Annotated in this window: 12 protein-coding genes and 1 tRNA gene; 9 read left to right on the forward strand and 4 right to left on the reverse strand. The window is 41.9% G+C overall.

The genetic code is table 11. The annotated features are described in order from the left end of the window. Window positions 1-214: 214 nt before the first annotated feature. From L0657_RS11350 to L0657_RS11360, 3 genes are all read left to right on the forward strand, one after another. Window positions 215-751, forward strand: coding sequence for a nuclear transport factor 2 family protein (locus L0657_RS11350; protein WP_235150917.1), 537 nt, complete (start codon window positions 215-217; stop codon window positions 749-751). Between the two features lie 177 nt (window positions 752-928). Then, complete coding sequence (locus tag L0657_RS11355) at window positions 929-2,167, forward strand: NupC/NupG family nucleoside CNT transporter (RefSeq protein WP_235150918.1); 1,239 nt, start codon at window positions 929-931, stop codon at window positions 2,165-2,167. Between the two features lie 130 nt (window positions 2,168-2,297). Beyond that, window positions 2,298-3,218, forward strand: a complete 921-nt coding sequence (locus L0657_RS11360; RefSeq protein WP_235150919.1) for a YihY/virulence factor BrkB family protein — start codon at window positions 2,298-2,300, stop codon at window positions 3,216-3,218. 75 nt (window positions 3,219-3,293) lie between these two features. Here L0657_RS11360 and sppA read toward each other — a convergent pair whose 3' ends face one another. Continuing rightward, window positions 3,294-5,060 carry a signal peptide peptidase SppA gene (gene sppA, locus L0657_RS11365; RefSeq protein WP_235150920.1) on the reverse strand — a complete coding sequence of 589 codons (1,767 nt, stop codon included), beginning with the start codon at window positions 5,058-5,060 and terminating at the stop codon, window positions 3,294-3,296. Window positions 5,061-5,268: 208 nt separating this feature from the next. Between sppA and L0657_RS11370 the strand changes: the two genes are divergently transcribed. Then, window positions 5,269-5,775 (forward strand): histidine phosphatase family protein, encoded by a 507-nt coding sequence (locus tag L0657_RS11370; RefSeq protein ID WP_235150921.1) that lies wholly within the window; start codon window positions 5,269-5,271, stop codon window positions 5,773-5,775. 2 nt (window positions 5,776-5,777) lie between these two features. Next, a complete protein-coding gene (locus L0657_RS11375) occupies window positions 5,778-5,984 on the forward strand; it encodes a hypothetical protein (protein WP_235150922.1) in 207 nt (68 codons plus the stop codon). A gap of 11 nt (window positions 5,985-5,995) precedes the next feature. Here L0657_RS11375 and xerD read toward each other — a convergent pair whose 3' ends face one another. Then, window positions 5,996-6,892, reverse strand: coding sequence for a site-specific tyrosine recombinase XerD (gene xerD / locus L0657_RS11380; protein WP_235150923.1), 897 nt, complete (start codon window positions 6,890-6,892; stop codon window positions 5,996-5,998). Window positions 6,893-6,977: 85 nt separating this feature from the next. Between xerD and aroQ the strand changes: the two genes are divergently transcribed. Beyond that, window positions 6,978-7,394 carry a type II 3-dehydroquinate dehydratase gene (gene aroQ, locus L0657_RS11385; protein WP_235150924.1) on the forward strand — a complete coding sequence of 139 codons (417 nt, stop codon included), beginning with the start codon at window positions 6,978-6,980 and terminating at the stop codon, window positions 7,392-7,394. Window positions 7,395-7,396: 2 nt separating this feature from the next. On the opposite strand, the gene L0657_RS11390 is transcribed toward aroQ, so the two are convergent. Further along, complete coding sequence (locus tag L0657_RS11390) at window positions 7,397-9,886, reverse strand: M14 metallopeptidase family protein (RefSeq protein ID WP_235150925.1); 2,490 nt, start codon at window positions 9,884-9,886, stop codon at window positions 7,397-7,399. 260 nt (window positions 9,887-10,146) lie between these two features. Here L0657_RS11390 and L0657_RS11395 point away from each other — a divergent pair. Next, a tRNA-Glu gene (locus L0657_RS11395) sits at window positions 10,147-10,218 on the forward strand. Window positions 10,219-10,577: 359 nt separating this feature from the next. Next, window positions 10,578-10,964: a hypothetical protein gene (locus L0657_RS11400; protein ID WP_235150926.1), complete on the forward strand. Its 387-nt coding sequence runs from the start codon at window positions 10,578-10,580 to the stop codon at window positions 10,962-10,964. Window positions 10,965-11,083: 119 nt separating this feature from the next. Here L0657_RS11400 and L0657_RS11405 read toward each other — a convergent pair whose 3' ends face one another. After that, window positions 11,084-12,538, reverse strand: a complete 1,455-nt coding sequence (locus L0657_RS11405; RefSeq protein ID WP_409015054.1) for a metallophosphoesterase — start codon at window positions 12,536-12,538, stop codon at window positions 11,084-11,086. A 128-nt stretch (window positions 12,539-12,666) separates the two neighbouring features. Between L0657_RS11405 and L0657_RS11410 the strand changes: the two genes are divergently transcribed. Continuing rightward, a complete protein-coding gene (locus L0657_RS11410; RefSeq protein WP_235151396.1) occupies window positions 12,667-14,865 on the forward strand; it encodes a radical SAM protein in 2,199 nt (732 codons plus the stop codon). Window positions 14,866-14,922 lie beyond the last annotated feature (57 nt).

Consider the following 14,922-nt stretch of genomic DNA (forward strand, 5'->3'; position numbering starts at 1 on the left):
TTCATCATTGGGGAGAGTCGGGAAACTGGCTCTCCTTTTTTTATTTCATCAATCGTTACTTCGTAGATTTTCGTACGTATATATAAATCAGGTAATTATACTCTATTTTAGAAATAATTTTATTTAAATATTTGTAACCAAATCGGAGTGTCGGAATACTGGCATAAGATTTTCGCAAAAAACAAAGAACCAGCACCTTTAACATTACCCAGCCATGAAAAAGAATATAATTATTTTTATTTTCTTAATCTTAATTGCAACCTCATTCAAGTTAAGATCTAAAACGCCAGCAGGAATTCTAAATTCTGATTCGCGGGTTTTTATCGAACATGTATCCGATACCCAAACGGATAACAAAATTCCCGTACAAAATCTGGAAGAGCAGATCAGAACCATGGAAATGAAGGAAAATGAGGCTTTAAGGAATTTGGATACGACAACTTTATACGGAATGTGGTCGCCTGATCTGGTTGTAAATACTTCTGAAAACAAAATTCAGACCTTAGCCGATTTAAAAACTAAATTAAGTAATTCCCAGGTGAGGGAAATCCAGGGAGAACGGGTTATTGAAAAAATATCCATAACTGAAAATGTCGCTGTGGTAATGGGGCATGAGATCAGAAAAGTTTCACCAGAAACGAAGGTAACTTCCATCAGCAGATTTACCAATATGTGGCTGAAAGATGCAGATGGCTGGAAATTGACTGCACGCCAGACGACTGTTATTGATGCAGTTAAACCAAAACCATAATCATCAAGAATTTTACACTTAGTACCAACCGCTAAATAACTATTAGATATTAGGCGAAAAATTTATTGTTTAACAATGATCCGGCGGCGGATCAATATCTTATTTTGTGATACCTGTAACTTCCAATAGATTTGTTTGTTATTTTGCACCTTGGTTTGATGATAACAAATTATTTTCATGGAAAGATTTACTGGTCTGTTTGGTATTGTATTGATTTTGGGTATTGCCTACGCAATGTCAAACAATCGTAAAGCAATTAATTATCGTACGGTTGGAGTCGGGCTGGCTATTCAGTTTGGGCTGGCAGTATTCATCCTGCGGACAGACACAGGGCAGGCCATTTTTCAATGGCTGGGTGCAAAGGTTCAAAAATTACTTTCTTTTTCTGATAAGGGTGCTGATTTCGTATTCGGTACGCTGGTTCGTCCGGAACTGATGGCGAAAGCTTTCGGACCCGGAAATGATTTTGTTTTCTTTTTTAAGGTTATTCCAACCATAATTTTCGTAGCTGTTCTGGTTAACATGCTTTACCATTTGGGTATTATGCAACGCGTAGTTTCCATTATGGCAAGAGGCGTATACTGGTTGATGGGTGTCAGCGGAGCGGAAGCTGTTTCTAATGTTGCGAGTACGTTTGTGGGCCAGGTTGAGGCTCAAATTATGATTAAGCCTTATTTGAAAAATATGACCAATTCGGAACTTCTTGCGTCGATGACAGGAAGTTTTGCCTGTATTGCCGGAGGTGTTATGGCGGTATATATTTCACTTGGTGTTCCTGCGCCTTACTTAATCGCGGCAAGTTTAATGGCGGCTCCGGGTGCGCTTGTTATCTCAAAAATCGTTTTTCCGGAAACTGAAACTTCCAATACAAAAGGTGCTGTAAAACTTGAAATTCAAAAATCACACGCGAATTTGCTTGATGCAATCGCTGCCGGAGCAGGCGAAGGACTGAAAGTTGGGTTCAATGTTATCGCGATGTTGATCGGGTTCATTGCACTCGTTGCACTGCTGGATTATTTGTTGGGCCTGATCGGAGGTATCTTTGCCTTTCCTCAACTAAGTTTCAATTTTGTTTTGGGAAAAATATTTTCTGTTTTTGCATGGGCCATGGGTGTGCCCGGGAAAGATATTGAAGCTGCGGGCTCACTAATGGGTACCAAAATGGTAATCAATGAATTTGTTGCATACCTCGATTTGGTAAAAATGAAGGATACCTTGGATCAGAAAACCATCGTGATCACAAGTTTTGCACTTTGTGGTTTTGCCAATTTCAGTTCGATCGCGATTCAGGTGGGCGGAATAGGAGAATTGGCTCCATCGCGCCGTGCGGATTTGGCGCGTCTGGGTTTTAAGGCTTTGATTTGCGGAACTTTGGCGAGTTATATGTCTGCTACTTTGGCTGGACTGTTGCTTTGATAAAAAAATAGATTAAATTATATTAAAGAGAAGTCAGCTCCAAAAAGTTGACTTCTTTTGCTTTCGAGGTTGGCTGGCATGAATCTTTTTGGTTTCTTACAGCGAAATCAAATGCTCCTTTAACACACATATGATGAAACAAATCAAATTCGCCTTCCATCTATTGTCCGAAAGTTTTAGTGAATTTATGAATGACAACGGGCTTAAATTAAGTGCCGCTTTGTCTTATTATACAGTATTTTCACTGGCGCCGATGTTGCTGGTAATCATTTCAATTTTTAGTTTATTCTTTGGAAGGGACGCAATTCAGGGAGAATTGTTTGGGCAGATACGCGGATTAGTGGGCGATAATGCCGCCGCACAATTACAGGAAATCCTGAAAAATGCAGAAGTTTCTAACAAATCCGGCCTCGCGGCGGGCATAGGCATTGCAACATTACTTATCGGTGCCACCGGGGTTTTTGCTGAGATTCAGGATTCTATAAATTTTATATGGTCCATAAAAGCAAAGCCTAAAAAGGGCTGGCTGCAATACTTAAAAAACCGCCTGCTTTCATTTTCAATAATCCTTACGCTGGGTTTTCTTCTTCTGGTTTCTCTTGGCGTTAATGCGATGGTGGATTTACTGAGCGCACAGCTTTCACAATATTTTTCCGAAGCTTCCGTGATCCTGTTTTATATCATAAACTTGGCGATTGTTCTGGCGATCATAACAGCCCTTTTCACGGTGATTTTTAAAGTACTTCCGGACGGATACTTGCGCTGGAAAGAATGTCTGGTGGGCGCCGGTTTTACAGCAACTTTGTTTCTGATCGGTAAATTTGTGATTACCTTCTATATCGGAAAGGCGGACCTTGGTGCAACCTATGGCACGTCTGCGTCCATCGTGATATTGCTGACCTGGGTTTATTACTCCTCGATTATACTTTATTTCGGTGCCGAATTCACAAAGGTATATGCCAAATTGGATGGGGTAGAAATCGCTCCAAATCAACATGCCGTACTTATCGTGCGAAAAGAAATTGATCAGGAAACCGGAAAAGTTGTTTAAGTTTTGTTGAGCAAATGGCATATAAAAATCCCTGACCGCACCAGCGATCAGGGATTTTTATTGTTTACTGCTATACTATCTGATAACTAATTCAAAAGGCATTCTTGTTTGCGTACCGCCCATGTTCATTAGTTTTTTGTACATTTTAACGTAAGAAGAAAGATCTCCAAGATTTTTGTCCATCACTTTTTCCTCTGAATCATCCATCATTTTTGAAAGTAATTCTTCGAAAGGCTTTTTCTTTTCAGGATAATAACGAACGCGATAATCGCCGTCTTTTAATTTTGCAGCTTTTGCCGCTACTTTAATGGCATCATCAACGCCCCCAAGTTCGTCAACCAATCCGTTTGCTTTCGCTTCGACGCCAGACCAAACGCGGCCCTGCGCCAGACTTCTCAGTTTTTCCACAGGCATTTTTCTACCAGCTGCTGCTTTTGCAGTGAATTTCTCATAACCTTCATTAACACTTTTCTGAATCATCGATTTTTCAAATTCAGTCATATCACGTGTTGCTGTTGGCCAGTCTGCATGTTCGCTGGTTTTTACCGCGTCAAAAGTAACGCCCAGCTTATTATTCATGAAATCTTTCACATTGAAGATCAGTCCGAAAATTCCGATTGAACCTGTGATCGTATTTGGCTGTGCAATAATTTTATCACAACCCATCGCCATGTAATATCCGCCTGAAGCAGCAACATCAGACATGGAAGCAATGACAGGTTTTTTCTTTGCCGTAAGCTGAATTTCTCTCCACATCACATCCGAAGCAAGTGCGCTTCCGCCCGGAGAATTGATACGGATTACAATAGCTTTGATTTTATCATTATCACGGATTTTTTTCAGCTCTTTTACGAAATCATCAGAACCAATCGATTCGCTGCTTCCTTCACCTGAGTTGATTTCCCCTTCGGCAACCAAAACGGCCACACGGTTATTGAAATCGCCTTCCTCCGGCGTCGCATCAGATTTCATGTATTTATCAACGCCGACATAGGAGATGTTTTTATCCGCATCGATACTTATATCTTTCTTGATAACTGTTTCAAATTCATCCCAGTATCCAAGATTTGTAACCAGTTTGTTTTTCAGTGCAGCTTCCGGATTTTCTATTGTAAGTGAATCCGCAAAATTTTTCAGCCTGTCAACAGACACACCGCGGGACGCTGAAACGTTTTTCAAAAAATTACCATAAATCGCTCCGATCAGTTCGGCAGACTGCTTTTTGCTGGAATCGCTCATATTTTCACGCGAGAACATTTCGATAGCGCTTTTAAACGAACCTACACGGAAAACTTCCGGTTTGATTTCCAGTTTGTCAAATGTGCCCTTGTAAAAACTATATTCAGCTGACATACCGTTCCATTCCATAGCACCAGCCGGGTTCAGATAAATCTTATCCGCAACAGACGCCAGATAGTATCCTTTTTCAGAGTAAGATTCGCCGTAAGCAACGACAAACTTTTTAGATTTTTTGAATTCTAAAAGCTGGTTTCTGATCTCTTCCAGTGTAGCCCATCCAGCTGCCGGTCCTTCTGCTTTAAGATAAACACCTTTAATTTTGCTATCCTTCTGAGCGCTTTTCAATGCGTCAATGATATCTTTCAAACCGGTCACGTTCTCATTTCCGGAAAATGGGCCGCCGATTTCTGCCAGTGGATTTTCAACGCCGATTTCCTGTATTGGTTTATTGAGGTCAAGTTTAAGAACCGACTTATCTTCAACTACTACTTTCTCTTCCGAGGAAAGCTTCGAGCCAATGCCGACGACTATGAATATTGATAAAACGAAGAAGGCAAAAATGCCAACAAGTGTGGCGAGGACATATTTAAAAAACTGTAACATACCGATATATAGCAATGATTTTTGATTCACAGATATTGATTCAACAAAATTAACTATTTATTATGCCAGATATGGTATGAAATAATGTTCGAAGGTAATTTTAGTTAAATGAGTGGTAAAATTTCTATGTCAGCTATTTTTATATTTATTTACTGGCTATCCCTACATTCCCTTTATCAGATTTTTTAATTTTGGAGAAAATATTACAATGAAAAAAACATTGATACTTGTGCGCCATGCCGCAGCCGAAGACCAGAAATTAATGGTTCGGGATTTTGAGAGAGAGTTGTTGGGAAAAGGCAAAACGGATGCGTCTGCGATGGGCAGATGGTTGGCAGGAAAAGGTATCAGTCCTGATTATTTCGTGTCCAGCCCGGCTGCGCGAGCGTATCAAACGGCCGTGATCATGGGCGATCAGTTGCATTTTCAGGCAGCAGATATTGTTAAGGTTGACGTTTTATATGATGGCGGGCCGCGGGGATATCTTGGAGCCGTAAATGCCTTGCCGGAGACTAGTAATGTGGTTGCGCTTTTTGGTCATAATCCTGATATTACCTATTTCAGCGAATATCTGTCGGGAAAAGATCTAGATTCCATGTCAAAATGCAGCCTTGTGATTGTTGAATTTGAAAACCAGGAATGGGCTGAGGTTTCTGCCAAGACTGGCAAATTTATTTTATATCAAACACCGAAAGAATTGCGGGATTTAAATTAGTGATGGAAGAAAAACCAAACAGGAACCGCCGGATTTTTATCATTGTATTTATACTTTTTGTTTCAATCTTCGTCTATATCAGTTATGATATGGCGAGCAGGACGACGGCGCCATGGAATAAACCAAAACAATTGGAACGGGCTCTGCCGATCAATGCGCCCGAGACTGATACGCTTGGTCTGGATTCGATGTTGAGGGAAGTTAAGTAACCAGAAATTTATTATTTTCTCGGGTGAAATTCAGTGATTATTTGTCTCAGATAATCCCGGTCCAGGTGCGTATATATTTCAGTGGTAGTAATCGACTCATGGCCTAGCATTTCCTGAACAGCACGTAAACTTGCGCCTCCTTCAATAAGATGGGTCGCGAAAGAATGACGGAAGGTATGCGGACTGACGTTTTTAGCGATACCGGCTCTTTCTGCTGCGTCTTTTATAATCAGGAAAACCATTACCCTGGAAAGTTGTCCACCCCGACGGTTCAGAAATACGATGTCTTCACTTTCTTTTTTTACTACAACTTCGCTGCGGACATGTTCCATATAGAGCTGCGTATATTTAATCGCTTCTTTCCCTATCGGAACCAGCCTGACTTTGTCTCCTTTTCCTAAAATTTGAATGAAGCCGATGTCGAAATGACATAAGGTTAATTGCAGGCCAACGAGCTCAGAAACGCGCAAGCCGGAGCTATACAGAACCTCAATGATAGCCCGATTTCGAGTTCCTTCCGGTGTGGAATGGTCGATTGATTGCAAAATAAGCTCTATTTCTTCATACGAAAGCACGTCTGGGAGTTTACGCGGCAGACGTGGCGCTTCAATTAATTCTGTCGGATCTTCTGTGATTTCATTTTCCAGTATCAGATATTTATAAAACGCTTTGATACCCGAAAGCATCCTGGCCTGGGTATGTGCTGACAGCCCCAGTTCAGATAAATATTTCAGAAATGCAAGTAAATGTTCTTCTTTGATATCAACCGGCGATAGGTTTATTGCGGCTAATTCAAGATATTCAGCAAGTTTTTCTGTGTCGCGAATGTAAGCCTGCACAGAATTGTCGGAAAATGACCTTTCCAGCCGCAGGTAATTTTTAAAATGTTTGATGTAGCTTTGCCACATAGTTGTCGTGAATAATTCCCTGGTGAGTGAATGTTTTAATTCACAAATTGTTTAATCTGTAAATGTAAGGCCCGAATCCTGTTGTATGAAAAAAATATTAATTCTTAACGGTCCGAATCTTAATCTTTTGGGTACGCGGGAACCAACTGTTTATGGAAAACAGACTTTTGAAGACTATTTTAAGACGTTAAAAAACGAATTTCCCAAAGTACAGCTGCATTATTACCAGTCCAACCACGAAGGCGATTTAATTGACAAGATCCATGAAGTAGGTTTTTCTTTTGATGGAATTATTGTGAATGCGGGTGGCTACTCTCATACTTCGGTTGCCCTGGCAGATGCATTATCAGCTGTGACCACGCCGGCTGTGGAAGTGCATATTTCCAACATTCATGCCCGGGAAAAATTTCGTCACCACAGTTTTCTGACAGACCGATGCAAAGGAATGATCTGCGGTTTGGGGTTAAAAGGTTATGAAATGGCTGTTAGGTATTTCCTATAAATTTATCGGAAAACAGCATTGCTGAAAAGTATTTTGCCATTGTATAACATTCCGCGGAAAAGCGGGTCGTCCATCAGGTAGGTGACCTGCCCCTGGCCCATTTGCTGTACGCCAATTATCAGTGTATTTTTTAACTTTTCAGTCGCCTTGTTTCCTACAAAACCAGCCTTGTAACCAGTTTCTGAAAGATAACCGACGTTCCATCCTTCCGTCAGATAATCTATACCGTAAGCGTTTCTGACGATGCTGAAATATTCTTTTCCGCAACCAAAAGCGAGCGGGTGGGAGGTATCCATCGTAACCTGATACATGCTTCCCGGCGACGCATAACTGCTCTCATCACGTTCCTTATTCCCGAATTTTTTAAACAAATCTGTATTCTTTTTAGGACTTGAAATTTTTCTGGAAATATCAAAACCTGGTTTGTTCAGAAAAGCTTCGTTTGCATTTTCCATAACGATAAGTCTTCCGCCTTTTTTAATCCATTCCTGCAAAGTGGTAAGCAATTTGTCGTTCAGAACACCAGAATAATTTCCATCTGGTAAAATCAGCACATCAACCTGATCCCAGGGTAGTTGAGCGATCTTGCCAGGAGAAATCAAAGTCAGCGGATACTTAATCTGCTGTTCGAAAAAATGCCAGACAGCTCCCATAGAAGTTGTCGAAATTCCTTCGCCATAAAGCGTCACGATTTTTGGCGGTGTTATTGAAACCACTTCATCAGAGCCATAATCGACGCCCGAGGTTACTGAACCAGTCGATGTTGGAAATAATTTCACATGATTTTTAGTAGCAAGCGCAGTAACCAAACTGTCAAAATTGGACAGATTATTTCCTTTTTGCGTAATGATAAGAGTGCCAGCTTCGAAGGAATTTTTGTTTGCTTCAAACGCAACATTGGAAGTACGGACCAGGATTTTTCTTTTTAATAATTCAGAAAGAAAAACAGCGTCACCCACGCTGTTCCACCTTGCCAGATAGGCATAAGGTTTTATAGCAGAGATTTTATTTTCATTTTTTTCAGGCTGATAGGCAGCAGGTGTCAGTTTTTCCTTTAAACCATACGCTTTCAAACCGTACAAATAGGAGAGTCCCCAGCTGGTGATGTCATAAGTAATCGAGTCTTCAAGAACCGGTTGCGCTTCAAAAAGTATTTTAAGTAAATTCGATTTTGGCTGATAAGCACTGATCAGCAGATCGTTCGTTTCCGCTTTAAAATTTTGTTCCGACTGGTTTGTCAGGTCAGTGCCTTTTAGTGCCAGATTTTTTCCTGCAATCCCGTATTCAAAACCTTGTTTGGTCAGCCATTCACCAAACGCCCTCACGCGTTCCTCATTTCCCTGAGATTTTATCAGGTACGTTTTATAATTGCCAATTGGTTTTTGGACCGCATTGTCATAAAAGCTGATAAACTCGCTGACAATTTTTTCTTTCTGTGCAGAAATGGTTTCCAGCGTCGCAAGGCTCGTAATGTAATGATGTTCGATCCGGCTTTTCAGCGTCAAGGTATCGTTTTGGTCAGGACGTGAAAGTGCCAAACCCGCGCGACCGCCGCCGCCTTGCTCGTAAGTGATCCCGATTGCGCCGTTGTAAGTTGGCCAGGTATCGCCATAACTCGGATAAAAAAGGTCGTAGTCCTTTTTGGAGAAATATGTCCAGTTTCTCTGGTCAAAGTATTTTCTGCAATTGGCTCCCAGAATTTCATTGAATTCTCTTTGCCATTTGGTGATATCCTGATGGTATGGCTTTGCAGCCGGCGGGAAATAATAACTCCGTGCGGAGCCCATTTCGTGAAAATCTGCGTGTAAATGCGGCATCCATTGATTGTAAAAAGCGACACGTTCCTGTGTTTCTTTCTGCGTTTGCCATGCCCAGTCTCGGTTTAGATCAAATAGATAATGATTAAAACGTCCTCCCGGCCAGGGTTCGTCATGTTCCAATGCAAAAGGCGTCACATCGGGTATGGTATTCTGAACGCGGTTATACCAGGAAACATAGCGCTCACGGCCGTCAGGGTTGCTGCATGGATCGAGAATGACAATTGTATTTTTTAAAACCTCCTGTGTTGCGCTATTGTTTTTGTTTAATAATTCATAAATCACTTTCATGGCCGTCTCCGAAGAAACCGCCTCGTTGCCGTGAATATTATAACCAAGCCAGGCGATCGCGGGCGTTTTTCCATCAGCATTGCCGGTGGCCAACTTTATGCTCTTTAAATGATTGCTGCGTATGTCGTCCAGACGGGCAAGATTTTCAGGGGACGCCACAATCGCGAACATCAATGGCCTGCCTTCGTAGGTGCTTCCGTACTGAACGAGTTTTACGCGATCCGGATTTTGGGCGGCAATCGTTTTATAATAATCCAGGATCTGGTGGTGGAAAGTAAATTTATTGCCCAGCGGATAACCCAGAAATTGCTCAGGCGTTTTGTTCTGGGCATTGACGTTAAGAATGACAAATGTGAGTACCAGGCCGTAAATATATCGGATCATAAATGTGCTGAATGGGAGATTGGGATTTTGCCTGTCCAAATTTAAAAAGTTAAGTGAATTTAACACCAGGTAATAATAATGAAAAAAAAGTTTTCATTTTAAAACACTGATAATAAAGGAACTAAAAATTATTTTAAAATTATTTTTATGTGACATTTGGAATTAAAAAATCAACCGTGCATATTTGCACCACGATAACGGAAACGGAGTCGGAAAAAGAAAGAAAAGTGCTTTAATTTAAGCGAAGTAGGAGACCAGTCGGCCCATTCGTCTAGCGGTTAGGACACGACCCTTTCACGGTTGAAACAGGGGTTCGATTCCCCTATGGGTCACATGATTGGCCGTTTCGGCCTAGTGTGAAAAATTTAAGACGCTCTAAATGAAAATTTAGCGCGTCTTTTTTTTGTAGGCGAACTGTCTGTCCCAAAATCCAAAATCACCCCAAAACCCATTCATCCCCATTCCAAAGCCCTCCGTCTCCAAAACCAAACAGTATGTCAACAAGCGCATTCTGACTTGCTTATGATATTTCTCTGCCCTATACTTTTGTTAAAATAATTCAAAGAAATCAGTCCGGCTGTTTCCATACCTAATCGTTTTTCGACTAAGATTTGGGGAACGTATTGGCGCGAAGTCTTTGATCTGTGATCTTGAAAATTATAAGATATCCTATTTTAACGAATCAATAGCCATGAAAAATTTCAGAATCATTAAGAGCGGAATCTTGCTGATTGCGCTTTTCGTGGCAAATGTCAGTCAGGCGTTTGCATTTGACGAGCAATTAAAAATTACGTCGCCTCCAAAAGGTTACTGGACAGTTGAAACGAACACGAAAAAGCCGGGTGGGTCTATCATTCGTTTTTATACCGAAGATTCGAAACTGGTTTATGAAGAGCATCTGAGAAAGATCTCGCTTGATGTCGATCGCCCCAAAACGGTCGTGTTGCTAAACGCAGCGTTGGATGAGGCGATGATTAATTTTGGAATATCCGGGACTGCCATCAAAAACGGAAATCTTGTGGCAGAGCTGAAGAGGCGCGGCGTGGATGAACAGCTTTATACCGGCCGGAAAAACTAGATACATTTCATCAATAAACTAAACTTTCACGCAAAGCAAAAATGGTTTTGCGCAAAGGTCGCAAAGGTTATTCTTTGCGACCTTTGCTTTTTTATCTCTGCGATCTTTGCGTGAAACTTTTATTCATGCTTGTTGTTTCGTGCTTTATAATCCAAAAACCGCTGGTTATATTCTTTCATTTCCTTTTTGTTGAATCGCTTTTGCAGCCGCTCAGGGAGCTCCAATCTTTCCTGCACTTGCAGGGAATTTGAATATTCGATCAACGTATTTTCTCCGTTGACATCTTTTTGCAAATCAAAAGAATCATATAAATCGCCATTGACCGTGTAGGCTTTGAATGCAAGTAACGAATCGGTGATATTGATGTGTTGATAAAGCTGCGTGTTCGAAGCAGCGCGGTCCATCCAGCTTTGCAAACCGATATCATACATCTTCGGTCCGCTTACCGACACGACGTAAACCGGCCCATCCGGTTTCTTACGGATTTCACCTATTGGCATATTAATTCCCCGAGCATAAGAATGATCATGGCCCTGCAAAACCATATCAACTTTATATTTCTTATACAACGGCTCCATTTTTTTTCGCCATTTTTGATTGTCGCGGCCAAGGTTTGTGGAGTAAATCGGATGGTGATGAATGACGACAGTCCAGCGCAATCCATGATTTTGCGCGACTTTTTCAAACCAGGCAGTTTGACTCTGCATGACCAGCGAATCTGAAAATGCTGCTTCTGAATCCATTGTAATAAAACGTGTTCCCTGATAATCAATATAATAAGCCGTTTCTGACAGCCCTTCTGGCCCGTTTTCCGGTAAAACAAACTGCGGCCGCCAGTGCATTGAAAGCTGGGCTTTTTTATCCTTACCCCGAAAATATTCATGATTTCCCGGCGTCGACAAACTTGGTATCATGCCGTTCAGCCACCCGCCTGCCTCAAACCACTCACCCCATTGATAATCTTCGTTTGCGTTGTTGATAAGGTCGCCGGCATGAAGGATAAAATCGACTTTTGGAAATGCTGAATAGGCACCGCGAATCGCACGTGACCACAAGGACCGGACATCACTTTGCGCATCTCCAAAATAAAGAAACGACAAGGGTGCCTGCTGATCCGACGCGGTTGTAAAATGAAACCATTCGCTCCATCTTTTTCCGTCACCGACGCGATACATGTACTGCGTCGCGGGTTTTAAAGCTGTAAAGTTGACCTCGTGATACTGAACCTCTTTTTTGTCAAGCACAAGCGACTGGCTATTTGCATCTACACGTTTGGCGTTTTTCTCAAAATCCGGAGATGGATCAGCCTCGTGAATTTCCGCAACCGCTTTTTTAACAGATATGTCTGTCCGCCAATTAACAGCCCTGGAATGCGCAGGGTCACCTTTCAAACCCATTATGATCCGGTCTGGGAAGTTTGATGGCGGGTAGGATTTATTTGTCTGGGAAAAACCAGATTGAAATAAAAATAAAAAAACAGCGACCAGCAAAAATTTAAATTTTCTATACAAAGGAAGTGTGTAAATCAATATTGGTTGGTTAAAATTAGCAACACTGGTTTTGTTAACGAACAAATCAGTCTGATCGGATGTCAAGTTACCAGAAATATTGATTTACTGCTACCCATATCGCTGCGTTTAATGATAATCCGATCCAAAACTCTCCGTACCTTTGTGGCGTGAAAATAGAGATCCGAAGTGCTTTGAAAAAGAAAACCTTATTTGTTACCCCGCCTTTTACGCAACTGAATACGCCTTATCCCGCAACGGCTTACCTGAAAGGTTTTCTGAACACGCTGGGAAGAGAGTCACGTCAGGCAGATTTGGGTATTGAGGTTATTCTCGCACTTTTTTCTTCAAAAGGATTAAAGAAATTATTTGAAGATCTGGACAATTCGGACGCGGAACTGACAGATAACAGTTTCAGGATTTATTCCCTTCGGGATGAATATATCAGTACGATTGACCCAGTCATTCGTTTTCTGAAAAATAGAAATCCAACGCTTGCGCATAGTATCTGCGACCGGACTTATTTGCCGGAAGCATCACGTTTTCAGCAACTTGAAGATATGGACTGGGCTTTCGGGACAATGGGGATCCATGATAAGGCCAGGCATTTGGCAACCTTATACCTGGAAGATCTCGGAGATTTGATTCAGGAGGCTGTGGACCCGCATTTTGGGTTTAGCCGTTATGCAGAACGTTTGGGAAGATCTGCGACGCATTTTGATGAAATGTGTGAAGCACTGGAAATGCCCAATACTTTGTTAACCACTTTGCTGGTTAACATACTTGAAGAGAAAATCAAAACCTACCAGCCTGATATTCTTTGTATCACTGTGCCTTTCCCCGGCAACTTATATGGCGGTATGAAATGTGGACAATACGTCAAACAATTTCACCCGGAAATAAGCGTCGTAATGGGCGGTGGTTTTGCCAATACTGAATTACGATCACTAAAAGAGCCAAGGGTTTTCGATTATATAGATTTCGTTTGTCTGGACGACGGCGAGGCGCCTCTACTCTCTCTGCTTGAATTTCTGGACGGCGAGCGAGAAATTGACCAGCTTAAACGGGTTTATGCGCGCACAGATGGAAGGGTAATTTATTATAACGGAGCAAAAGAAAGAGACGTCCCGCAACGCGACACCGGAACGCCCGATTACAGCGATCTGCCGCTGCATGATTATTTGTCGGTCATTGAGATCGTCAATCCGATGCACAGGCTTTGGAGCGATGGCCGTTGGAACAAACTGACGCTTGCGCATGGCTGTTATTGGGGGAAATGCTCATTCTGCGATATTTCGCTAGATTATATCAAACGTTACGAACCGATGACGGCCGCCTTATTATGCGATCGCATCGAAGAAATAATAGCACAAACGCAGCAGAATGGATTCCATTTTGTTGATGAGGCTGCTCCTCCTGCGTTGCTACGTGACCTTGCGCTGGAAATTATCAGAAGAAAACTAACAGTTGTCTGGTGGACGAATATTCGTTTTGAGAAAAATTTCACGCATGACCTTTGTCTTCTTTTAAAAGCATCCGGCTGTATCGCCATTTCTGGTGGACTGGAAGTAGCTTCCGATCGATTGCTCGAACGCATGAAAAAGGGGGTAACTGTCGCACAAGTTGCGCGTGTTGCCGATGCTTTTACACAAGCCGGAATAATGGTTCATGCCTATCTAATGTATGGGTTTCCTACACAAACGATGCAGGAGACGGTTGATGCTTTGGAAATGGTTCGCCAGTTATTTCAGCAGGGAATAGTCCAATCAGGATTTTGGCACAGGTTTGCAATGACGGCCCACAGCCCCGTCGGGCTTCATCCCGAAGAATTTGACGTGATGCGGATAGGACCGGCCCTGGGAGAATTTGCCAATAATGATCTTGAACATAACGATCCGTTAGGCGCAAACCACGATCTTTTTGCAGAAGGACTCAGAAAGTCATTATTCAATTATATGCACGGCGTCTGTTTTGATTTTCCATTGTCAAAATGGTTTGATTTTAAAATCCCGGCAACCACAATTCCTCCAAGATACATCGAAAAAAGTATCAGCCACTTCCCCGATGCGATACCGCGCACCAATGCCATGGTAATCTGGATGGGAAGTTTGCCGACACTTTCAGTTTTTCAGGAAAAACAAGGAAAACGGATTGTAGAAATTGCCGAACTGGTTTTTTATAATAAAAAACAGGAATGGGCATTAGAAACATCACCCATAATAGGAGAGTGGCTGGAAGAAAAAATGCCGGAATTGCTGATCGGAAAACACGAACCATACCCATTTGAACAGCTAAAAAAAGATTACGAAAAGCTGGGCCTGGGAGACTTCGACTTTTTTATGAAATCGAAAGAATGGGAAGAACTAAAAAGCGGCGGCCTATTGATCGTATAAAACAAACGCAATGAATTATCGCGTCCATTGCGAAACCCATTGCGTCCATTGCGGTTA

The sequence above is a fragment of the Dyadobacter sp. CY345 genome (genome assembly GCF_021502725.1).
In the GTDB taxonomy this organism is placed as follows: domain Bacteria; phylum Bacteroidota; class Bacteroidia; order Cytophagales; family Spirosomataceae; genus Dyadobacter.

Coding starts and splice junctions, on each gene's coding strand:
- L0657_RS11350 (WP_235150917.1), top strand. CDS start 215: ATGAAAAAGAATATAATTATTTTTATTTTCTTAATCTTAATTGCAACC.
- L0657_RS11355 (WP_235150918.1), top strand. CDS start 929: ATGGAAAGATTTACTGGTCTGTTTGGTATTGTATTGATTTTGGGTATT.
- L0657_RS11360 (WP_235150919.1), top strand. CDS start 2,298: ATGATGAAACAAATCAAATTCGCCTTCCATCTATTGTCCGAAAGTTTT.
- sppA (WP_235150920.1), bottom strand. CDS start 5,060: ATGTTACAGTTTTTTAAATATGTCCTCGCCACACTTGTTGGCATTTTT.
- L0657_RS11370 (WP_235150921.1), top strand. CDS start 5,269: ATGAAAAAAACATTGATACTTGTGCGCCATGCCGCAGCCGAAGACCAG.
- L0657_RS11375 (WP_235150922.1), top strand. CDS start 5,778: ATGGAAGAAAAACCAAACAGGAACCGCCGGATTTTTATCATTGTATTT.
- xerD (WP_235150923.1), bottom strand. CDS start 6,892: ATGTGGCAAAGCTACATCAAACATTTTAAAAATTACCTGCGGCTGGAA.
- aroQ (WP_235150924.1), top strand. CDS start 6,978: ATGAAAAAAATATTAATTCTTAACGGTCCGAATCTTAATCTTTTGGGT.
- L0657_RS11390 (WP_235150925.1), bottom strand. CDS start 9,886: ATGATCCGATATATTTACGGCCTGGTACTCACATTTGTCATTCTTAAC.
- L0657_RS11400 (WP_235150926.1), top strand. CDS start 10,578: ATGAAAAATTTCAGAATCATTAAGAGCGGAATCTTGCTGATTGCGCTT.